Annotated in this window: 19 protein-coding genes and 1 pseudogene; 8 read left to right on the forward strand and 12 right to left on the reverse strand. The window is 52.7% G+C overall.

What is annotated here, in order from left to right; all coding sequences use genetic code 11:
- Positions 1-36: 36 nt before the first annotated feature.
- Positions 37-1356: a uracil-xanthine permease family protein gene (locus tag F6R98_RS20450; protein WP_153250658.1), complete on the forward strand. Its 1320-nt coding sequence runs from the start codon at positions 37-39 to the stop codon at positions 1354-1356.
- 82 nt (positions 1357-1438) lie between these two features.
- Here F6R98_RS20450 and F6R98_RS20455 read toward each other — a convergent pair whose 3' ends face one another.
- Positions 1439-1819: a hypothetical protein gene (locus tag F6R98_RS20455; RefSeq protein WP_153250659.1), complete on the reverse strand. Its 381-nt coding sequence runs from the start codon at positions 1817-1819 to the stop codon at positions 1439-1441.
- A gap of 233 nt (positions 1820-2052) precedes the next feature.
- Here F6R98_RS20455 and F6R98_RS20460 point away from each other — a divergent pair, with 233 nt between their 5' ends.
- Both F6R98_RS20460 and rmuC read left to right on the forward strand, forming a co-directional pair.
- Entirely contained in the window at positions 2053-3147 is a 1095-nt protein-coding gene (locus F6R98_RS20460; RefSeq protein ID WP_153250660.1) for a hypothetical protein, read from the forward strand.
- On the forward strand, positions 3144-4466 hold the full coding sequence (rmuC, locus tag F6R98_RS20465; RefSeq protein ID WP_194270048.1) for a DNA recombination protein RmuC: 1323 nt from the start codon (positions 3144-3146) through the stop codon (positions 4464-4466). The genes F6R98_RS20460 and rmuC overlap by 4 nt, the downstream gene beginning before the upstream one ends.
- Before the next feature lie 220 nt (positions 4467-4686).
- Here the strand turns inward: rmuC and F6R98_RS20470 are convergent, their stop codons facing one another.
- From F6R98_RS20470 to F6R98_RS20490, 5 genes are all read right to left on the reverse strand, one after another.
- Positions 4687-5352: a response regulator transcription factor gene (locus F6R98_RS20470; RefSeq protein ID WP_315699940.1), complete on the reverse strand. Its 666-nt coding sequence runs from the start codon at positions 5350-5352 to the stop codon at positions 4687-4689.
- The gene (locus tag F6R98_RS20475) at positions 5331-6665 is read right to left on the reverse strand and encodes an ATP-binding protein (RefSeq protein ID WP_153250661.1); all 1335 of its coding nucleotides are present in this window, start codon (positions 6663-6665) and stop codon (positions 5331-5333) included. Before F6R98_RS20475 ends, F6R98_RS20470 begins: the two co-directional genes overlap by 22 nt.
- A 175-nt stretch (positions 6666-6840) precedes the next feature.
- Positions 6841-8190, reverse strand: coding sequence for a glutathione-disulfide reductase (gene gor, locus F6R98_RS20480; protein ID WP_153250662.1), 1350 nt, complete (start codon positions 8188-8190; stop codon positions 6841-6843).
- A gap of 146 nt (positions 8191-8336) precedes the next feature.
- Positions 8337-8498: a hypothetical protein gene (locus F6R98_RS20485; protein WP_153250663.1), complete on the reverse strand. Its 162-nt coding sequence runs from the start codon at positions 8496-8498 to the stop codon at positions 8337-8339.
- A gap of 98 nt (positions 8499-8596) precedes the next feature.
- Complete coding sequence (locus F6R98_RS20490; protein ID WP_153250664.1) at positions 8597-9121, reverse strand: peroxiredoxin; 525 nt, start codon at positions 9119-9121, stop codon at positions 8597-8599.
- Between the two features lie 190 nt (positions 9122-9311).
- Here F6R98_RS20490 and F6R98_RS20495 point away from each other — a divergent pair, with 190 nt between their 5' ends.
- Positions 9312-10205 carry a LysR substrate-binding domain-containing protein gene (locus F6R98_RS20495; RefSeq protein ID WP_153250665.1) on the forward strand — a complete coding sequence of 298 codons (894 nt, stop codon included), beginning with the start codon at positions 9312-9314 and terminating at the stop codon, positions 10203-10205.
- Positions 10206-10473: 268 nt separating this feature from the next.
- On the opposite strand, the pseudogene F6R98_RS23020 reads toward F6R98_RS20495, so the two are convergent.
- From F6R98_RS23020 to rpmH, 6 genes and pseudogenes are all read right to left on the reverse strand, one after another.
- Positions 10474-10578, reverse strand: a pseudogene (locus tag F6R98_RS23020) (IS5-like element ISCARN76 family transposase); the annotation flags it as partial.
- Between the two features lie 390 nt (positions 10579-10968).
- Positions 10969-12318 (reverse strand): tRNA uridine-5-carboxymethylaminomethyl(34) synthesis GTPase MnmE, encoded by a 1350-nt coding sequence (gene mnmE / locus F6R98_RS20505; RefSeq protein ID WP_153250667.1) that lies wholly within the window; start codon positions 12316-12318, stop codon positions 10969-10971.
- A gap of 261 nt (positions 12319-12579) precedes the next feature.
- Positions 12580-14271, reverse strand: coding sequence for a membrane protein insertase YidC (gene yidC, locus F6R98_RS20510; protein ID WP_153250668.1), 1692 nt, complete (start codon positions 14269-14271; stop codon positions 12580-12582).
- Entirely contained in the window at positions 14259-14498 is a 240-nt protein-coding gene (gene yidD / locus F6R98_RS20515) for a membrane protein insertion efficiency factor YidD (protein WP_153250669.1), read from the reverse strand. The genes yidC and yidD overlap by 13 nt, the downstream gene beginning before the upstream one ends.
- Complete coding sequence (gene rnpA, locus F6R98_RS20520) at positions 14453-14842, reverse strand: ribonuclease P protein component (protein WP_153250670.1); 390 nt, start codon at positions 14840-14842, stop codon at positions 14453-14455. Before rnpA ends, yidD begins: the two co-directional genes overlap by 46 nt.
- An 11-nt stretch (positions 14843-14853) precedes the next feature.
- Positions 14854-14988, reverse strand: coding sequence for a 50S ribosomal protein L34 (gene rpmH, locus F6R98_RS20525; protein ID WP_082054301.1), 135 nt, complete (start codon positions 14986-14988; stop codon positions 14854-14856).
- A gap of 611 nt (positions 14989-15599) precedes the next feature.
- On the opposite strand from rpmH, the gene dnaA reads away from it, so the two are divergent.
- From dnaA to gyrB, 4 genes are all read left to right on the forward strand, one after another.
- Positions 15600-16943: a chromosomal replication initiator protein DnaA gene (gene dnaA / locus F6R98_RS20530; protein WP_153250671.1), complete on the forward strand. Its 1344-nt coding sequence runs from the start codon at positions 15600-15602 to the stop codon at positions 16941-16943.
- Between the two features lie 264 nt (positions 16944-17207).
- The gene (gene dnaN, locus F6R98_RS20535; RefSeq protein ID WP_153250672.1) at positions 17208-18320 is read left to right on the forward strand and encodes a DNA polymerase III subunit beta; all 1113 of its coding nucleotides are present in this window, start codon (positions 17208-17210) and stop codon (positions 18318-18320) included.
- A gap of 23 nt (positions 18321-18343) precedes the next feature.
- Positions 18344-19423 (forward strand): DNA replication/repair protein RecF, encoded by a 1080-nt coding sequence (recF, locus tag F6R98_RS20540; protein WP_153250673.1) that lies wholly within the window; start codon positions 18344-18346, stop codon positions 19421-19423.
- A gap of 85 nt (positions 19424-19508) precedes the next feature.
- Positions 19509-21932, forward strand: coding sequence for a DNA topoisomerase (ATP-hydrolyzing) subunit B (gene gyrB / locus F6R98_RS20545; protein ID WP_153250674.1), 2424 nt, complete (start codon positions 19509-19511; stop codon positions 21930-21932).
- Positions 21933-21960 lie beyond the last annotated feature (28 nt).

The raw sequence follows: 21960 nt of genomic DNA on the forward strand, positions 1-21960 counted from the left end.
AGCCGTTTTTTAAACAGTTGAATAAGCCGCCGGTAAATGCAACAAAAACTGTCGAAATCCACAAAACCGGTCCATGAACGGCATAGCGGGATAGAGCTACGCTACGGCCTTGATGACCGGCTGCCGGCTCGGGAAACCGCACTCTATGCCATGCAATGGCTGGCGATGTCTCTGCCCTTTATTGTCATCGTCGGCGCGATTGCGGCTACGCATCATTCCAACGATTCGGGACTGCGAACCCTCTATCTGCAAAAAACCACCTTCGCCACAGGATTGATGCTGTTCGGGCAGGCGCTGCTTGGACACCGCCTGACGCTGGTCAGCGGCCCCGCCACGGTTTTACTACTTGGAATACTGGAAAGTAGAACCGGTCCGGACGCAATTTATACGGCCATTGCCGTTTGCGGCACGCTTCTGGCGATCGTCTCGGCGGCGGGTCTTTTCAGCGCATTACGCACGATATTTACTTCGCGCGTGACTGCTACGGTCGTTCTCCTCATCGCTTTCACAATGACGCCCATGATAGTCGAGCTGCTGACCGTGGGGGACGCCGGGACATGCAGCGTACGACTCGCCTTCGCAAGCGGATTTGTTCTGGCCCTGTTTTTGGCGCACCGTCTGCTTCCGCCGGCAGTACGTGCACTTCTGATAGTCGCTGGAATGGCGGCGGGAACAGCATTGTTCTCCGTCATCTTCGGTATTAACGGCACAGTGGCAAATCAGGAAACAATAGCGTCGTTTTTTTCGGGAATTACCACACCGGTCTTCGATATCGGCACGATTCTGTCGTTCTTTTTCTGCTTTATCGCCCTGTCACTGAATGAAATCGGCTCGATACAAGCGATTACGCCATTGTTGCGGCCGGATGGAATGGACGGACGCGTCAGGAGAGGCATGACCCTGACCGGGGCCGTCAACGCTGTAGCCGGACTGCTGGGCGTCATAGGCCCCATTGATTATTCGCTCAGCCCCGGCGTCATCGCCGCCAGCGGCTGCGGCTCTCGCTTTCCATTAATCCCCGCGGCAATAATACTCCTGCTGGCCTCGTTTTCTCCAGCGGTTCTGTCGCTGGCAGGGATAATTCCGCCGGCAGTGGTGGGAAGCGTTCTGATATACACACTCTCCGGGCAAATCTCCTCGGGATTGACTGCCGCCTTCAACGGGAAGGCTTTCACCTTCGAGGATGGCATGGTAATCGGACTACCGTTGCTGGCTGGAACGGTGACGACGCAGCTCCCGGCAGCGCTAGTAGACACATTTCCCGCCATCCTGCGCCCGATGGCTGGAAACGGGTTCGTAGTCGGCGTTATAGCCGTGCTGATTCTTGACCGGATATTCCACCGTCCGGTGCGGTAAAGCCAACAGGCTTCCGGTCTCTGGCGCCGTTTCAATTCGTTTCAGTCCACTCCCGGCGGTCAGGCCGGGAGATGTCCGTCTGTTACAATACTCCGTCATCCGACGGCAGTCCCAACCAATCCGGGCGGGTATCCGATGATAGCCCCATGGCTTTTTCGATGGCGCCGAGCCGATCGCGCGTTACGTTGGTTTCGTGGGACTTGCGCACCAGGTCCAGCACGTAGGCCAAGCGTGTACCGTCCAGGCAATCTATTCTGCCGCTGCGCATGTCCCGGTAAACGGCGGCCATTTCACGCCGTATGGTTTCAACCGATTCGTCGACGGCCGGCAGTTTGCCCAGTTTTTCATAGAGGGCCTCCACCGTTTCCTGTGCGGCGGAATCGGCGCCTGCATGCTGTTTCTGTTCATTTTTCGGCGAGGGGTGCGTCTCCGCCCACCAATCGGCAAGGCTCTTTTTAATCATTGTTTTTTCCTGTGCGTATGGTTTAAAAGGTTGTTTTTGTGCAGCTTGGGCGATTTACGGAGTGCTTTATCCGAAGTGCTGCGCTTGTCTTGTCATTAAACGCCCTGAGCGCAGGGTACGCTATGCGCACTGTTAACTGTACAGCGTAGTGCTGGTGCTACAATACAGGCAAAGATTATCCGGAAATCCGGCCTAATAATACACTCATCAACCGGTAAAGCCGCCATCTTGCCATGAAATTAGAATATTTTGCACCCGGAGTCAGCCCGGCACCCAATTCCCTGAAACTGCATCGGCGCGGCGTTGAACTGGGCTGGATTGGCTTTTTTGATAGCGCATCCATGCCTGCTGCGGAAACTGTAATACAAGCCTGGCATGCGCACAGCGCCGTATTGCTGCCAGACATGTTGAACGACGCGCTTGCCGGTCTGACGGAACAATTAGCTCAATCGCAATTGTTGATGAATCAGATACTGGAGGGCGAGGAGTTATCGGAGCTTTTCGAACAATCCTGCTACAGCGAGCGCCTGACGCCCGATTTCGAACTGACCGGCGCCAGTTTCGAAGATCATGACGATCAGGGCATCGAGAAAGTTTACTTCGATTGCTGGCGCGAAGACGAGTTGATCGCCGACGACCTGTGGTGCAAGGCATCCTGGCTATCGCTGGAAGACGACGATCCCAGCCTGCGTTTTCGTTTTTCGTTCGGCATGGAAGGTTACGAAGACGTCGCCTCCGACCACGAGCGTCAATTGTGCGCCGCGCGTTTGACCGATGCGATATTTCCGGAATCTTCGGCGATTACCGCCCATGTCAAACTGAATGCCTTGCTTGGTCAGGTGCTGGACGGCGCGCCGCCGGTTTATACCGAGCGCATTGTATATTTCAATGCGCCGAACGGCGGTGCGCAGATGCATCACGATGTCGAACGCGGTCATGAGGGCGTGGTGTTTGCCCAGCTCAGCGGCGCGACGTTCTGGCTGGCGCTGTCCAAAGACCGTTTGATCGACGAAATTAAGGCCTACCTCGACACGCAAGCCGGCGAAAATTGGACGCTGTTGCGCGACCTGCTGAAAGATCGAGAGCAATTCGCGCATTATCTTGAAGATGAGCACGAATTGGCGGAAGACTTGATGGACCGGCATCCCGATTTTTTTCGTTACCTGATTGATAAACAATATGCCTACATCCTGAAGCCCGGCGATGTATTGTTGCTGCCGCAGGCCGGTCTCGATACCTGCGTCTGGCATTCGGTGCTTTGCCTGGGAGACGAAACGGGCGAAGCGTTGAGCTTCGCGTTGAAAAAAGCCGCGGATGACGCCGTATGAGTCCATCCGATCCGGCCAATACAGAGTGGTTGCTTTATATCCTGATCGGCATCGGCGCGTTGACTTTAATATTGCAACTGATCTCTGCAGCGATGCAGTTGCTGCGTTCAGGCCGCGCCGCCGGCCTTGAAAACCGGCTGTTGCAGTTGGAACAAGCGTTGCGCCAGGAAATAGCCGGAAATCGGGGTGAACAGAATCAAGCCCTGCGTCAGCTGGGCGAGGCCTTGCAGAGCGAAGCGCGTCAAGGCCGCGAGGAAATGCAGAACGGTCTGCTGCGTTTCAATGAACAGATCAGCCAGCAGTTTTCCATACACAGCCAGCGCACAGCGGAGAGTCTGAAAGATCTGCGCGAATCGGTTGCTGCACGGTTATCCGAAATTCAACAGGACAACAGCCGAAAACTGGAGCAGATGCGCGTCACTGTCGATGAAAAGCTGCACAACACCCTCGAACAGCGTTTGGGCGAATCCTTCCGTCAGGTCAGCGAGCGCCTGGAGCTGGTGCATAAAGGGTTGGGCGAAATGCAAACGCTGGCTTCCGGAGTAGGCGATCTGAAAAAAGTGCTGTCCAATGTCAAGGTGCGCGGTTCCTGGGGCGAAGTGCAGCTGGACAGTCTGCTGGAGCAGATGCTAAGCCCGGCTCAATACGAAAAAAACGTCGCGGTGCGTCCCGGCAGCAACGAGCGAGTCGAGTTTGCGATCAAACTGCCCGGACGTGACGAGCATGGCGGCGCGCCGGTGTGGCTGCCGATAGACGCCAAATTCCCGCTGGAGGATTATCAGCGGCTGGCCGAGGCGCAGGAAAGCGGCGATATAGCCGGCATGGAGTTTGCTTCCAAGGCGTTGGACACCCGTATCCGCAGCGAGGCCAAATCGATACGCGACAAGTATCTCGAACCGCCGCACACCACCGATTTCGGCCTGATGTTTCTGCCGGTCGAAGGGCTATACGCCGAAGTAATCCGGCGTCCGGGGTTGATTGACAACCTGCAGCGCGATTACCGCGTTACCGTGGTCGGCCCCACCACGTTGACGGCGATACTCAACAGCCTGCAAATGGGATTCCGCACGCTGGCGATAGAAAAACGTTCCAGCGAAGTCTGGACCGTACTTGGCGCGGTCAAGAGCGAGTTCGGTAAATTTGGCGATGTGCTGGCCAAAACCCGCAAAAAACTGGAAGAAGCCAGCAATACCATAGCGGCCGCGGAGCAGCGCACCCGGGTCATCGGCCAGCGCTTGAAGACCGTCGAAGCCGTGCCGTCGAGCGAAGACGAACCGGTTTTGCTGTTCGGCGCGCAGGAACAGAACGGCGAGGAGTAAAAACCGCCTTTATTCAGCTACCGTTGCGTATCCCTTGCTATTCGCGGGCCAAAGCCCGCTCCTACAAAATATAGAGCACTGAGAAAACAAAGATACATTATCACCCTCTCCCTTTGGGAGAAAGTTGGGATGAGGGGTTTTTTGTTCGGTTATCTATACTTCCGCCGAACGCTTTTTTGCGCGGCCACCCTATGCGGACTCCACTGCTAAAAAATTATCTTCAGCTTTTCAATATCCCATACTGATAGGCCAGACGCGTCATCTCCGCAGCTGTGTTTACACCCAGTTTGCTTTTGATCAACGTAACGTAATTGGCGACGGTTTTATAGCCCAGACACAGCTCCTCGGCAATTTCACGCGTGGTGCTCCCGTTTACCAGTAAATGGAAGATATCGAACTCGCGCGCCGTCAATGTAGTCAATATGGCTGGTGACCCGTTGCCGGCTGCCGGCTGCACCACCATGCGCGAGGCGATGTCCGGGTCGATATAAGTTGCTCCGTGCGCTACCTTGATTATCGCCTCGACCAGAATTTCCGGAGCGCTGCTTTTGGTGACATAGCCTTTACACCCCGCTTCAAGCGCACGCGTGACGTAGAGCGGTTCATCGTGAACGCTGAACGCCAGAATTCTGGCATGCGGGTCGCGGCCGCAGATACGGCGTATCGCCGCCAGACCGCCTATGCCGGGCAGATTCAGATCCATGACTACTATATCGGGCCGGACCGTCACAAAGATCTGACAGGCTTCTTCGCCGCGCGCCGTTTCCGCCATCACGGCGATATTGTCGTATTGCGACAGCAACATGCGGTGGCCGGCGCGGACTACCGCATGATCGTCGACCAGCATGACCGTAATTTTCGCCATCATCCCGGCTCTCGCGGACATGGTACACGCACCGTAATCGCGACCCCGCCGCCGGGACGCGTAGTCAGATCGAATTCGCCGCCCAGACTCGCGATGCGCTCTTTCATGCCCAACAGCCCGAAACCGCTTCGGGTCTGCTCGGGATTGAATCCCTTGCCGTCGTCGCTGATGTCCAGGATGATGCTATGCAGCGGTGTTCTGGCGGACAGCCGAAAATCGATGCTGACCTGCCGCGCGCCGGCATATTTGACGATGTTGGTCAGGCATTCCTGTACGATGCGGAATAAATGAATCTTGGCGTCTCCTGCGTATTGCTCCACTTCGTCGTCGTAATGAAAATCCACCTCGACGCGCTGATTGCGGTTGCGCCAGTGAGCTATCAAATCCTCCAGCGACGCACGTAGACCCAGTTCGTCCAGCAGCATCGGCCGTAAGCGGCGCATCATTGCGCGCACTTCGATAAACATGTGGTCGCATGATTCGATTATGGCCTCCACGGCCATCAGACCGTCGTCGTCAACCCGTTTTTTGAGCGAGGCCGCCATGACCTTGACTGCGCTCAGCGACTGGCCGAATTCGTCGTGCAATTCCTGTGATATGTAACGGCGTTCCTCTTCCTGTATCGCCAGCGATTGCTGCGTCAGCGCGCGGTTTTCGCGGCGCGATCGGGTCAGGGCTTCCGCTGTGTGATTAAACGCCTGCGAAATCCGGTCGAATTCCAATAAATCCAGGTGCGGCAGCCGCTTTTCATAGTTGCCTTGCTCTATGCCTTCCAGCCCCTGCAAAATGACGCCCACCGATACAAACGCGCGCCCCAGGGTAAAATGAACCACGGCATAAACCGCGGCCGCCAGGATTATCATGAGATACAGAAAGTCCTCGGCCTCGCGCCAGGCTTCGGCTATTTCATCGCTGGGATCGGCTTCCACACTGATGCGGATCGGATTTCCGCCGCTGCTTTCCACCATTTTCTCACCGGTCATCAATTCCGGCGTGACCGCCCAGGCGAACCACGAAGGCACCGGGTTTTCGGCTTTATCGCGTGGAGGCGAGTCGAGCTTGATGATTTTCTCCGGCAGTTGCTGAACATGTATGCGCAAATGGCGGGTGTTTTCCAGATGCGCCAGTTCCGAAAGCCAGGCCCGCAGACGCGCTTCGTCGCCGCCGGTCTGCTGCAGCCCGGCGTCTATCAGTTGCAAGGCCATGTTGACCGACGACCGCACTTCTTCCAATACCGAGCGCCGCGCATTATGGGTGATGAACAGCGCGCCGACGCTGACGATGATGAACATGGTCAGAGAAATCGTCAGATTCAGGCGAAAGCGTAAGCTCAATATCGTCTCCGTTCAGGTGGCCGTCTAGAATGCATGAATTTTACCGCTCTTAATACAGGAAAATTTCCCTTCTGTAGCTGCTTGTACAGCTAAATGCAGGGTACACGCTCCATTCGTAGTTTTCCTCGAAGCGCAATTTTCGCAGATCAGCCTGACTTGCCTCAGTTTTACTGCATCAAACCGGCTTGCGCATGGTGACAAACTCCTCGGCGGTAGTCGGGTGTATGCCTATGGTCGAATCGAAAACGGCTTTCGTCGCACCCGCCCTGACGGCAACCGCGATGCCTTGTATGATTTCGCCGGCATCGGCGCCCACCATGTGTACACCCAGCACTTTGCCGCTCCCTGCTTCGACCACCATTTTCATCAATGTCTTTTCTCCCTGGCCGGACAGCGTGTGTTTCATCGGCGTAAACACGGATTTATAAATATCGATGGCAGGATAGCGTTTTCTGGCCTCGGCCTCGGACAAGCCCACCGTACCGACATTGGGTTGACTGAAAACCGCTGTTGGAATGTTGTCGTAATCGACCAGCGCGTTTAGTCCGGCATAAAGCCGGTTGATAAGCGCCATTGCTTCCGCCGTGGCAACCGGCGTCAGATTGATGCGGTTGGTCACATCGCCTATTGCGTAGATCGATGGAATATTGGTCTGATATTGTTCGTTCACCCTGACTGCTCCGGCTGCGTCCAGATACACACCGAGCGCTTCGAGCCCCAGACCGGCAGTATTCGGCTTTCTTCCGGTTGCGTATAACACCAGATCGGCTGCGATGGACTGGTTCTGTCCTGTATGCGCCATCAATTCGTCGCCGATTTTTTTAATGCTGTCGATGCTGGTATTGAGCCGGATGTCGATACCCTTGCTGCGCATTTCCTGACTCACGAACTCCCGGATATCCTCATCGAAACCGCGCAACAGTTGCGCGCCGCGATAGCAAAGCGTGGTTTGCACGCCGAGTCCGTGCATGATGCCGGCGAATTCCACGGCGATATAGCCGCCGCCGACTATCAGCAGTCTTTTCGGCAGCTTTTCCAGCGCGAACATTTCGTTGGAGGTAACGACCCATTTTTTGCCCGGTATCTCCGGCACCGAAGGCCAGCCGCCTGTGGCGATTAAAATACGCTCGCATGTGTAAACCCGATCAGCAACCGCCACGGTGTGAGCATCCAGCAAACGGGCTTGCCCCTCTATCACCTTGACACCGGATTGATTCAGCAATCCTTGATAAACGCCTTGCAGTCTGCCGATCTCCCGGTTTTTCTGCGCCAATAAGCGCGTCCAATCGAATTGCGGCTTTTGCAGCGACCAGCCGAAGCCTTTCGCGGCGTCGAACTCTTCACTAAAGCGGGAGGCATACACAAACAGTTTTTTCGGCACGCAACCGACATTCACGCAGGTGCCGCCAAGGTGACGGTTTTCGGCAACCGCGACCCTGACGTTCAATGCGGCGGCCATCCGCGCCGCGCGCACGCCTCCGGAACCGGCGCCGATAACGAACAAGTCAAAATCATAGTTAGACATGGGTATATTCTCATTCATGATAAATAGTGCTTGGACGGAAATTCTACAAGCCTCATCCGCCAAAGGTTTCAGACAAAATCCTTGATTGAAGATCTTTGAAATATGAAGATATAATTTGTTCAATAAAGATTTTTTGTCCACGAAACTCACGAAAAAAATATGTCAAAATTCTCGTGTATTTCGTGTATTTCGTGTATTTCGTGTATTTCGTGTATTTCGTGTATTTCGTGTATTTCGTGTATTTCGTGTATTTCGTGTATTTCGTGTATTTCGTGTATTTCGTGTACAGTATATTTCTTTGTGTTCAACAATCTCTGATTCCCTTGATTCATATAACCTGCAGCATTTCCGTTCAGGCACAAAATAGCGTTCAGGGACATGAATATGCCCCTGATCTCCGGCAACGTTAACGTTGTTTTAGAAATCCGATCATCGTATCGGCATCGCTAACCGTGAACGGGTCTTCAGGGTGATTGTCGGCTTGCCCCGGCTCACTGAACAATTGTACGATTTTGCCGCCCTCGACCAGCATTGAATAGCGCCAGGATCGATAGCCAAATCCGAGATTCTCCTTTTTGACCAGCATCCCCATGCCGCGGGTAAAGTCGCCGTTGCCATCGGGCAGCATCTTCACATGTTCGACCCCGAGGTGTTTACCCCACTGAAACATGGTGAAGGCGTCATTTACGCTCAGGCAATACACTTCATCCACGCCTAGCGCAATGATTTCGTCGTATCTGGTTTCGTAGCCGGGCAGATGCGTGCTGGAACAGGTCGGCGTGAAAGCGCCGGGCAAAGCAAAAACGACTATCTTTTTGTCCTTGAAAATATCGTCGCTGCTGACATCCTGCCAACGGAACGGATTGTCGCCGCTTATGCTTGCGTCGCGGACTCGGGTTTTAAATATTACATTCGGTACATTTGCGTTCATGTCGATTCTCCAGGTCATAAAATCAGGAATACGCCGGTTGTTCGATACTCGCCACACGGCATAACGTTCATTGAAACTATCTGAAGTCAGTGTTCTTCTTCAGATCGGGGATAGTCTATCGATGATAATATCTCATGTATAATCGATTGTTTTTATGATAACGATAGATATAAGCTATCAGTAGACCGAAATGAACCTCCGAGACCTGCAATTCCTGATTGCCGTCGCCGACCTGCGCAGTTTCGGTCAAGCCGCCGAACGCTGTTTCATCAGCCAACCCACGCTGAGCACCCAAATCAAAAAACTGGAGGAAGCGCTGGGCATACAGCTCTTCGAGCGCAGCAACAAAAAAGTGCTGCCGACCGAAATCGGCGAACAAATTATTGGATCGGCGCGACGGATGTTGGAGGAAGAACAAATCATCAAGGAGTTGGCCGCCTCCGCACGGGATCCGCTTGCCGGAAACCTGCGCCTGGGGGCGTTTCCGACCCTGGCGCCGTATCTGTTTCCGCAGCTGGTACCCCTCATCAGGCGGGAACTGCCCAAAATCCGCCTGATGCTGATCGAAGATAAAACCGATACATTGCTACGGCAACTCAGCAGCGGACAAATCGATGCGGCGTTATTGGCGATGCCGGTTGAAGACGAATCTCTGCAGATAACCGCGCTGTTCGAAGACGAATTTCTGCTGGCTGTCGCCTGCGGCCATCCGTTGGCGAACAAAACCATTGTTACTCTTGATGATTTGACCGGCTTACCGTTATTATTACTTGATGAAGGCCATTGTTTGCGCGGACAGGCGTTGCAGATTTGTCAAACAGCCGGCCTTTCCGAACAACAGGATGTGCGCGCGACCAGCCTGGAGACCCTGCGGCAAATGGCGCGCGCCGGCACGGGCATCACCTTGATTCCGGCCATAGCGGTTCGCGAGGAGGACGGCCTTTGTTATCGACCGTTTCAAGCCCCGCCTCCCCGCAGGACAATAGCTCTTGTTTGGCGAAAAACCACCGCGCGCCGGGTTCTGTTCGAAAAGCTGGTGTTTTCCGTATTGGCTATACGGCGGAAAGCATTACGGATGGAGTAGCGCCGTTCATTTTCGGGCCGTGCTGATGAGATAAAGTATAGTTGAGGCTAGGAATGTACGAAGGAGGTGGAGGTTTGACCGCAGTTGCTGACGATATTTGTGCGATATTGCGTGAACTTGCGCAATCTAAACAGGAAACGGGTCGATAGTTTCGAGATACGGGCGGCATCATCCAGAACTCGTCGCGCGATATAGATTGCAAATAAAGGAAGTAACGACCAGTATCGGTAAATTTGCCAACCGGCTGGGCGATTATATCGAGGAGGCGGTGCGTCCTGTTTCTTTTACGCGTTTGGTGCATGTCTGGGTTGCGCTGTTTCTTCCCGTTTTTGGTGGATGACGGCGCATGGATCATCGTTGCATCCACCGCCGTTGAGCAGCAAGCCCTTCTGTTTCAAGGTTCCGGTGATTGCGTTCATGATCTCCACCGTCAGTTGATGAGGTGACGGAAGTTTAGAATCGTTGTTTCGACCGACATGGTTTCATCAAACAAATCCAGCCGTGCAAAAGCTCGCATGCACGTTGTATCGCAGAGCGCGTCTTCCCGCCTGATCGGAGAGTGCGAACCACTGCTGCACGAAATAGATGCGCGGCATGGTTTCCAAGTCCCGTGGACGACGTCCTTTGCCTGCCTTGGTGTCGTATGGTTCAATCAGGGCAGTCAGAGTTGGCCATTCATTACATCCAGAAAACGTTCGCGGGCTGAAGCTCCGCTCCTACAGGATTCATCAAGTCTGCCAACAGCAGGGAACGCGCGCGGGATTCATTTTCCTATGCAGAAACTGGAAAACACTCGATCCAGTAACTGCTCCGTAGTGAATTTTCCGGTAATTTCGGATAACGCCTGCTGGGCCAGACGCATTTCCTCGGCGCTCAGCTCCAGCGGGCCGCTATGGGCGATTAACGTCAGCGCGCTACCGATATGGTCCTGTGCTTGCCGCAATGCGTCGAGATGCCTGCGCCGTGCGGTAAATACCGTTTCTCCGCTGTCGTCGTCGTAACCGGCGATTTGTTTCAGGTGCGTTTTCAGTATATCCATTCCCTTTCCTGTTTTTACCGATAGATGGATATGCACGTTCCCGCCTATTGTTTGTATACCAGGCCGTGCTCCACTTTTATCTATTTTGTTGTGAATACAGGTAACAGGTATATTGCCGGGCAGCAGCTCGGGCAGGATTTCGTTATCTTCGGGTCGCTTGGCGCTTTCATCCATGATAAACAGGATGCGTCCTGCGTTCCGCATGGCTTCCCTGGCGCGGCGCATGCCTTCCTGTTCAATCGGGTCGTTGCTGTCGCGCAGTCCTGCGGTGTCGATCAGGTGCAAGGGCATACCGTCGATCTGTATGTATTCGCGCAGGATATCGCGCGTGGTGCCGGGTTGGCTGGTGACGATGGCGGTTTCCCTGCCGGCCAGATAATTCATCAGGCTCGATTTTCCGGCATTGGGTTTGCCTGCGATTACCAGCGTCAACCCTTCGCGCAGCAGCGCGCCCTGGCGCGCCGATTGCCGCGTACGCTCAAGCTGATCCAGCAGGTTTTGCATTTTTTGTCTGACGCCGTGTTCGCTTATAAAGTCGATTTCTTCATCGCTGAAGTCGATAGACGCTTCAACGTATAGCCGCAGTTGGATAAGCTGTTCGACCAGCGTATTGACTGTCCTGGAAAATGCGCCTTGCAGGGTGTTTTGTGCTGAGCGTGCGGCGGCTTCGGTCGAGCTTTCGATCAGGTCGCTGATGGCTTCGGCCTGGGCCAGGTCGATTTTGCCGTTCAGAAACGCGCGCAGAGCGAATTCGCCGGGACGAGCCAGACGGACGCCCAGGGTTTGCAGTGCGCGCAGCAGAATGTCCAGCACCATCGGGCTGCCGTGGCATTGCAGTTCCAGTATGTCTTCGCCTGTGAACGAGTGAGGGGCTGGGAAGTACAGCGCGATTCCGGTATCGGCGACGCAGCCGCTTTCATCGTGGAAAGGGGTATAGCAGGCCTGGCGCGGCGCAATTTCCCTGCCCAGCAGCGGCTGCATGAGTTGCCGGACAAGTTCGCCGGAAATGCGCACGACCCCGATGCCGCCGCGGCCGGCCGGCGTGGCAATCGCGGCGATGGTTTCCTGGTTCATTGGTTTGCCGGGCGTGTTACTGTCTATCTGTTTTAGGTTCGGATGATCTGTTTTTATTCGAAATAATAGCGCATGCTCCGAGTCGCAGGGTTGAAGTCCGCATGGAGCTCGAAATGCGGGTTGTGCGTGTGTTCCCTTACCCAGGATGATGCCACAGCTCCATCCCAGCCAGGCATCGATACAGTTTCCGTTTTGTTTATATCCTTGCAGGAGAGAGTATTAACCCGCCAATGCCATTGGGGCTTTCAAGGATAAAATCTTTCATGCCCGCGACGGCGCTGCTTTTCCTTCTATCTGCCGGGTAATTACCCATTGCTGCAGTATCGAAAGCGTATTGTTGATCACCCAGTACAGTACCAGCCCTGAAGGGAAAAAGGCGAAGAACACCGTGAATATCAGCGGAAAATACTGCATGACCTTGGCTTGCATCGGGTCTTGCGGTTGCGGGTTCAGGCGCTGCTGTATGAACATGGATATGCCGTAAATAACCGGCAGTATGAAATACGGGTCTTTCGATGAAAGGTCCTGCAGCCAGAAGATAAACGGCGCCTGACGCAGTTCTACCGCTTCCACCAACACCCAGTACAGTGAAATGAATACCGGTATCTGCACCAGCACCGGCAGACAGCCCCCCAACGGATTAACTTTTTCCTTGCGATAAAGCTCCATCATCGCGACATTGAATTGCTGCTTGTCTTCGCCGAGGCGGTCCTTCAGTTCTTTGAGCTTGGGCTGCAGTTTGCGCATGTTGGCCATTGAGCGGTAGCTTGACGCCGAAAGCTGGAAGAACAGCAGTTTGATGGTGATAGTGACGAAGACTATCGCCCAACCCCAGTTGGTGAACAGTACATGATATTTATCGAGCAGCCAGAAGATCGGCTTGGCGATAAAGGTCAGGTTGCCGAAATCGACGGTCAGTTCCAGTCCCGGCGCGATAGTTTCCAGCGTGCGCTGCAGTTTAGGACCTACGAACAAGCTTGATTCGAAGGTTTTTTCCGATCCTGGCGCAACCGCGGTTTCCGGAGAAATCGCGCCGATTACAAAAAATTTGTCCGGGAGCGCTTTGGTGTAGAAGCTGTCTTCTTCGCCGGTTTGCGGTATCCAGGCCGCCAGAAAGTAATGCTGTATCATCGCGATCCATGCATCTTTACCTGTGCGAGCCAGATTGCTGTCAGCCATATCGTCGAACGATATTTTTTCGTACTTTTCGGACTGCGTATAAAGCACGCCGCCTGTATAGGCGCGGTCTTCGGAGGAAGTGGATAAGGCTGACCCGACTTTTTTCTCCGGTTCCTTGCGCTGCAACTGAATGTATTGACGGCCGCTCCATTCCTGGTTCGACTTGTTCAGCACGGTTTGTTTCATATCAATCAGGTAGCTGCCCCGTTTGAATGTGTAAACCTTGGTTACCTTCAGCCCGTTCGGACTGGTCCAGGTAAATGGAACCTGAACGCTGTCTTCACCGTCTTTCAGCGCATAAGTATTGCCTGCGCTGTTCCATATGCTGTGGTGATTAGGTGGCGAGCTGCTATCGGACAGCAGGCCGGTTTGCGAAATAAAGCGTTTTGTAGGGTCGTCATTTAACAATTCGACCGGGTTGTCGGTTTGATCCTTGTTGATAGGGTACGTGGTGAGCTGGATCGAATGAATATCGGCGCCGCTGGTGTCTATGACAATACGCAGTACGTCGGTAGTGACTACCACTTTTGCCGAGGCCGCTGCGGGAGCTACGCCGTTGTCGGTCGGCGCCGACATGGCTGACGCCGTGCGGCCGCTAGCCGTTACCACGTCGGCAGGAGGCGTTTGCGGCGCTCCGGGCTTATTATTTTGCTCAGCCTGCTGCTGAGCAACGACTTGAGGCGGCTTGGGGCCATAATCGAGCTGCCATTGTTCCCAGAGCGAATAGCTTAGGAATATGAAAAAAACGAAGAGAACAAACCTCAAGTTATCCATTTATTTTCACCAATTTTTTCGGGTACTGGATCCAGGCCGCCTTCGTGCCACGGATTGCACTTTAACAGTCTTCTTATAGTCAGGTATGACCCGCGCAAGGCGCCGAATCGTTCAATCGCGACGATAGCGTAACTCGAGCAGGTGGGATGAAAGCGACAATGATAGCCCAGCAAGGGGCTAATCAGGTAGCGGTAGATTTTGATGAACTGCACCAGTGCGAATCGCATCGTCTTTTCAAGATGTCCCAGTGCTTTTCAATTGAGGTTCTAAGCGTTTTGCGGTCGGCGCGGCTAGCCGCTTTCCTGGCCATTACAACAATGTCCAGATTGCGCAGGGTGGACCGGTTCAATCGGAAACTTTCCCGTATCTGCCTTTTGATACGGTTGCGTTCGGCGGCATGTCTGACGTTTTTTTTGGATATCGCCAAACCCAGCCGGGTTTCGCCCTCTTTCTTTTTGTGGGCCAAAACCGTCAGGTATGCGTCGCTCGATCGCAACGATTTATCGAAAACGGGTTTATAATCTTTCGCTTTCGTTAAACGGTAGCGGGTAGGGAAACTGAAGCCTCCCATTCCGCCGGCGATCAGACTGCGAGTTTCTTACGGCCTTTGGCGCGGCGCGCATTGATTACCGCACGACCGCCTCGCGTTTTCATGCGGGCGCGGAACCCATGGGTGCGCACGCGCTTGATTTTGCTAGGTTGATAAGTTCTTTTCATGATTATCTCCGATTGTCGCTACCGCGTAGCGACTGTCAACACGATATAGGACTTATCATTTTATTTTAGCCATGTCCTGTCTGTCAATGCTGTGGATAACTTTTTCGTAATCGCGTATAGTTGGTAGTCATTCAGCTACCCGTTGTATATCGCTGTAGGCGTGTGAGGTTTAGTTTGCGAAAAAGGCCGATTTCTGGCTGAAGCCCCTTCCTAAAAACTTGATTCATATGAATATGTTGTTGTAGTATCTTTTTTTCGTTTTCCATAAACGGCGTTAATGCGCTGAATAGATGATAGAGTTCTGTCATTGTCAGGCGCTCCTTATATAACATAACATATAAATCAAAAGGTTAGTTTCATTTCGTCAGTGTTTGTCACGGACTTGCTACGGGGGAGTTACGTCGCATTCATTTCTGAACCCGGATTTCACCATAAATCCGCTTGCAGCGTATTTGCTTTTACCCTTTAGAGCTCCGGGCGGGATTGTCCGGCGTGAGTCCGTTCCGGAATGACGATTTCTCTCTTTAGATCCATGATTAAGACATTGATATGACATTTCTGTTTTTAAATCTTACGTCAACAGTAGTTGGAACATCGGGGAGTAGCTATCTGTGACTCCGCTTTGGAGCATCTGTTTAGGTAAGCTGGAAGGAGAGCTATCGCCGCAACATTTCAATACCTGGATACGACCGTTGCAGGCAGTAGAGCAGGGGGCTGAGCTTAAGCTTCTTGCGCCTAACCGCTTTGTGTTGGACTGGGTAAGGCAGCATTTTTACGAACGCATTGAACAGGTTCTGGCTGAGCAGCAATGCAGCGAGCCTTTCCGGCTGACGCTGGAAATTGGCACGCGTTCGTTGCCTGTTAACGCCGCTGGCGAAGCGGCTGACGCGGCCGAGTCGCGTTCCGTAAAAAAAATGCCAGTCAAGATAAGACAAAGCAACAATATAAACCCGGCATTTACTTTTGACAGCTTTGTCGAAGGCAAGTCCAATCAGCTGGCTCGCGCCGCATCGGTTCAGGTTACGTGCAATGTCGGGCAAACCTATAATCCGTTACTGATTTACGGGTCTACCGGACTGGGCAAAACGCATTTGATGCATGCCATCGGCAATGAAATTATCAGGCACAATCCTTTCGCAAATGTTGTGTATCTGCATTCCGAACGCTTTGTGTCGGATATGGTCAAGGCCCTGCAGCATAATGCTATCAATGCCTTCAAGGACTTCTATCGCACCGTCGACGCATTATTGATAGACGATATTCAGTTTTTTGCCGAGAAAGAGCGCTCACAGGAAGAATTCTTCCATACTTTTAATAACCTGCTTGAAAATAAGCACCAGGTTGTTTTGACATGCGACCGTTATCCAAAGGAAATCAAGGGATTGGATGAGAGATTGAAGTCGCGTTTTGGCTGGGGGCTGCCTGTTGCCGTGGAGCCGCCCGATCTTGAAACCCGTGTCGCCATTTTGTTGAGCAAGGCGCAGCAGTCTCATGTCGAGGTGCCTGCAGAGGTTGCTTTTTTTATCGGCAAGCGTATGCGTTCGAATGTGCGAGAGTTGGAGGGCGCATTGCGCAGAGTTGTCGCCAACGCACAGTTCACCGGCAAACCGATTACGCTGGAGTTTGCGAAGGAAGCTCTGCGCGACCTTATCGCGTTGCAGGATCGCACGGTCAATGTCGACAATATTCAAAAAACTGTTGCCGAGTATTACAAAATCAGGGTTTCAGATTTAATATCGAGTAAGCGTACGCGTAGCGTTACGCGCCCCCGGCAAATTGCGATGGCATTGGCAAAAGAGCTGACCAATCATAGTTTACCTGAAATCGGACACTACTTTGGTGGCCGTGATCATACTACGGTGCTGCATGCGACACGCAAGGTTCAGGAATTGCGAGACAGCGACGGCCAGTTCGAAGAAGATTATTCCAATCTGATGCGCACCCTTTCGCATTGAGGTTATGCGGCTGAGATGCTATTCGCGTACGGAAGTATTTGACGGTGCGATTCATGACAGCTGGCGCAATATAAGATCGCAGCGGGCCGAGTGTACTGCCTCTCCTCCGGATCAGATTCGGAGCAGGCTCTGATGCATCAGGCCTACTTGTCTATTGACAGTACGCGTTGCGCCAACAGAGCATGGTGTTTCTTATATATTTTGCGGATAGTAGTAACCCCGCTTGCACAAGCTGTTTCTTTTTCGATAGGCTCAGGTGTTTTGATGAAACTTTCAGTATCCAGGGAAAATCTTCTCGGTCCTTTGCTTTTGGTGGTAGGTGTAGTAGAGCGGCGTCAGACCATGGCGATTCTTTCCAATGTACTGCTCCGGACGGTTGGCGATCGCTTGCTGGTAACGGGTACCGATCTGGAGGTGCAGATGATCGCCAGCGCAACAGTGGAGATTTCTGTACCGGGAGAAGTTACCGTGCCGGCAAGGAAACTGCTCGATATTTGCCGTAGCCTTCCTGACGGTTCCACGCTCAGGATGGAGTGCCTGCAAGACAAGATTACCCTGCAGGCGGGTAAAAGCCGTTTCACGCTGTCGACCTTGCCCGCTGAAAACTATCCTGCATTCGATGCTTCATCCGGTTTCGACGTTGTTTTTGATATTCGTGCGACCATGTTGCAGCGCGCGCTGGATAAAACACTTTTTGCGATGGCGCAGCAGGATGTTCGTTATTATTTGAACGGATTGATGCTGGAGTTGAGCGAGGGAGTATTGCGCGCCGTCGCCTCCGACGGTCATAGGCTTTCCCTGTGCGAACAGTCTTTTGATGGCGCCGATATTCAAGGTTTTCGTCAAATTATTCTACCGAGAAAGGGCGTGCTGGAGCTGCAGCGCCTGCTGGCCAATGAGTCCAATGATACGCTGCTTACCTTTGAGCTATCTTCGAATAATCTGCGCATTACGCTAGGGCATATCATTTTCTTTGCAAAACTGATAGATGGGCGTTTCCCTGATTACCGGCGCGTATTGCCCAAGGAAATTAAATGGCTGCTCAAGATTGACCGTCAGGTGATAAAGTCCGCGCTAACGAGGGTGTCTATTCTTTCCAACGACAAATTCAGAGGAATACATCTAGCTCTTGAGCAGAATCAGCTTCGTCTTGTTGCCCAGAATCCTGAACATGAAGAGGCTCAAGAGGAAATCGAGGTTGAGTATTCCGGTAAACCCTTTTCAGTTGGTTTTAATGTTTCCTATCTGCTTGACGCCATCAACAATGCTGATTCTGCCGAAATCCTGTTTTTATTTCCTGATGATGCCCACAGTTGCGTGATACAGGACACGGAGGTTCATGACTTCAAATTCATCGTTATGCCAATACGTTTTTAATATAGCCGATTTCGTGCTGTTGAATGAGTATAGAGCGGTTATCAGTAAGCAATGTGCGTAATATCGAGTCTGCTGTGCTTGATCCTGGCGAGCGGGTTAATCTACTGATAGGTGAAAATGGGAGTGGGAAAACATCTCTGCTGGAGGCCATTTATATTCTGGGGCGCGCACGCTCATTCAGAGCAAGAGTTGCTGCACAAGTCATACGAGAGCGTGCAGAATCGTTGGTAGTCTCCGCTCGCGTGGCTTCGCAATCGCGTGCGCCGGTTCAGATCGGCGTACGCTTATCCGGGAGACACCGCGAAATATCTGTTTCCGGTCAGCGAGTATTAAGCTCCGCTGAACTGGTCGCAGCATTACCTATATTATTGATACAGCCATCAAGCACCGCGCTTATGGTTGAAGCGCCCAAGGCGCGGCGTCAGATAATGGACTGGGGAGCGTTCCATGTGGAACATCGGTTTTTAGATCATTTGCGTGGATACTCCCGTGCGCTGAGTCAACGTAATGCTGCGCTTAGATCCGGTAACATCGATACAAATCTCGCGATATGGGATCAGGAGATGGCTATTCATGGCGAAGCCGTGGCTGATGCTCGACATATTTATTTTGAGATGCTGCAGCCCTATTTTGCTGCTGCGACGGCAGCTTTGTTGGGAGACGAGAATTTTGTACTCAAATTGAACAAGGGGTGGCCGACAGGACAAACATTGTTGACTGCACTAGCTGCCGAAGCTCAAGCCGACCAGAGGCTGGGGTATACAGGTTCTGGTGCGCATAAGGCTGATTTTTCCATTTTGTTAAAGGGGCGGCCTGCCAGACTTACTTTGTCTCGAGGACAAATGAAGCTGTTAATTATGGCATTATTATTAGCGCAAGTGAGATTGGTAGACGAGCAAGGCGAAGCCGGGTGTACCGTGCTGATAGATGACCTTGCATCCGAACTGGATAATAAAAATTTGAAAAGAGTCATGCATTTTATTATGAATCAGCCATCGCAATTTTTTGCTACTTTTGTTGAGCATCCTGAGTGTGCAGCAAACGTAATTGCGGGATCAGCCATGTTTCACGTGGAACATGGCAAGGTCATACACTCGAACTGAAGCGGTTGTATGGGCGCACAGATTGATAACTATCTCACTCTCCAACCCCTCTTGTGGGTGAAGAATAATCGCATAAGGATAACTGATGAGTATGCAACAAGCCAACGAATACGATAGTAGCAATATCAAGGTACTGAAAGGGCTGGATGCGGTAAGAAAACGCCCGGGTATGTATATCGGTGATACCGATGACGGCACCGGCCTGCATCATATGGTTTTCGAGGTTGTAGATAACTCAATCGACGAAGCGCTTGCCGGGTATTGCAAAAGCGTAAAAGTGATTATCCATCCTGACGAATCCGTGAGCGTGAGCGATGATGGGCGCGGCATACCGGTAGACATCCATCAGGAGGAAGGGCGTTCGGCGGCGGAAGTGATTATGACGGTGCTGCATGCCGGTGGAAAGTTTGACGATAATGCCTACAAGGTATCGGGTGGGTTGCACGGCGTGGGCGTGTCGGTGGTCAATGCGCTTTCGGAAACATTGGAGCTGGAGGTGCGAAAAAACGGACGTTTATACAAGCAAAGCTATCGTCATGGCGACCCGCTTGCACCGCTCGCTGAAGTAGGAGAAGCGCAAGGGAGCGGCACGAAGATACGTTTTAAACCCAGCGCCGAAACATTTACGCACATAGAATATAGTTACGAAATACTGGCCAAGCGCTTGCGAGAGCTTTCGTTCCTGAATTCCGGTGTGCGCATCGAGCTGCATGACGAACGCACTGCGCGTGAGGATGTATACGAATACGAAGGCGGGATACAGGCTTTTGTTCAACATCTGAACAAAAACAAGACGCCGTTGTTCGATAAAGTATTTTATTTCAGTACAGAGCGTGAAGACGGCATAGTTGTCGAGGCTGCGTTACAGTGGAACGACTCCTACCAGGAAAATATCTATTGTTATACCAACAATATCCCACAGCGCGACGGCGGAACCCATCTGGCCGGTTTTCGCGGCGCGCTGACGCGCACGCTGAATCAATATATCGAAGCTCAGGGTATACAAAAGAAACAAAAAATTGTTACCTCGGGCGACGATGCACGAGAGGGTTTGACCGCCATACTTTCGGTGAAGGTGCCGGACCCCAAATTCTCATCGCAGACCAAGGACAAGCTGGTTTCATCGGAAGTTCGTCCGGCGGTGGAGTCGTCGATGAATGAAAAATTTGACGCATTCCTGCTGGAAAACCCGTCGATAGCGCGTTTAATTGCGGGCAAGATGATCGATGCCGCCAGAGCGCGCGAAGCGGCGCGTAAGGCGCGAGAAATGACGCGTAGAAAAACGACGCTGGATATCGCCGGATTACCAGGTAAGCTGGCGGATTGCCAGGAACGTGATCCGGCTTTGTCCGAACTGTTTATTGTCGAAGGCGACTCGGCCGGCGGATCGGCAAAACAGGGACGAGACCGGCGGACCCAGGCGATTTTGCCGCTGAAAGGAAAAATCCTGAACGTGGAGCGAGCCCGATTCGACCGCATGTTGTCGTCTGAAGAAGTCGGAACGTTGATAACGGCGCTGGGCTGCGGCATAGGCCGTGATGAATATAATCCGGACAAGCTGCGATACCACAGAATTATTATCATGACCGATGCCGATGTCGACGGCTCACATATCCGTACCCTGCTGTTGACATTTTTTTACCGCCAAATGCCGGAACTGATAGAGCGCGGATACATTTACATCGCGCAGCCGCCCCTGTACAAAGTGAAAAAAGGTAAACAGGAATACTACGTCAAGGATGACGGAGAGCTGGATAATTACCTGTTGCAAATGGCGCTGGAAAAAACCCGGCTGTATATCGGTGAAGGCGCACCGCCTATACAGGGCGCCGGGCTTGAACAGCTTGCAAAAGAATATCTGACCGTGCGCAGCATTATTGCGCGGCACAGCCATCGTTTTGATGAGGCTTTCCTGGAGGTATTGCAGGAGTTGCCGCAGATGCGCGCGGATACCATGAAAGACGGTCCGCGCTGCCAGGAATGGTTCACGGCATTGCAGCGGCAACTCGATAAAACGGTAAAAACAGCCGTATACAGCATAGAATTCAACTTTGACCCATATGCGGAAGAGTTTGCGGTCAAGGTCATGAAGCGCCAGCATGGCGTGACCAATTATTTTGAAATAACGCCGACATTTTTTGCATCAAACGATTACGCACGTATCATGGCGCTGGGAGCAAAAATGGAAGGACTGTTTGGCGACCAAACCAGCGTTGGCTCAGAAGACAAAAAGGTGCCGGTAAAAAACTTCAAACAGGCATTCGAATGGATGATGGCCGACGTCAGGAAAGGCCAGCATATACAGCGCTATAAAGGGCTGGGTGAAATGAATCCCGAGCAGCTATGGGAAACCACGCTGGATAGCAACACACGCCGTCTGCTACAGGTGAAGGTTGATGACGCGATCACCGCCGACGAAGTATTTACAACCTTGATGGGGGATGAGGTGGAGCCTCGCAGGGCGTTTATCGAGCACAATGCTTTGGAAGTATCCAATCTGGATATCTGACAGGCTGGCGGGCTGTCAAATGATACGT

This window comes from Candidatus Methylospira mobilis, from assembly GCF_009498235.1.
GTDB lineage: Bacteria > Pseudomonadota > Gammaproteobacteria > Methylococcales > Methylococcaceae > Methylospira > Methylospira mobilis.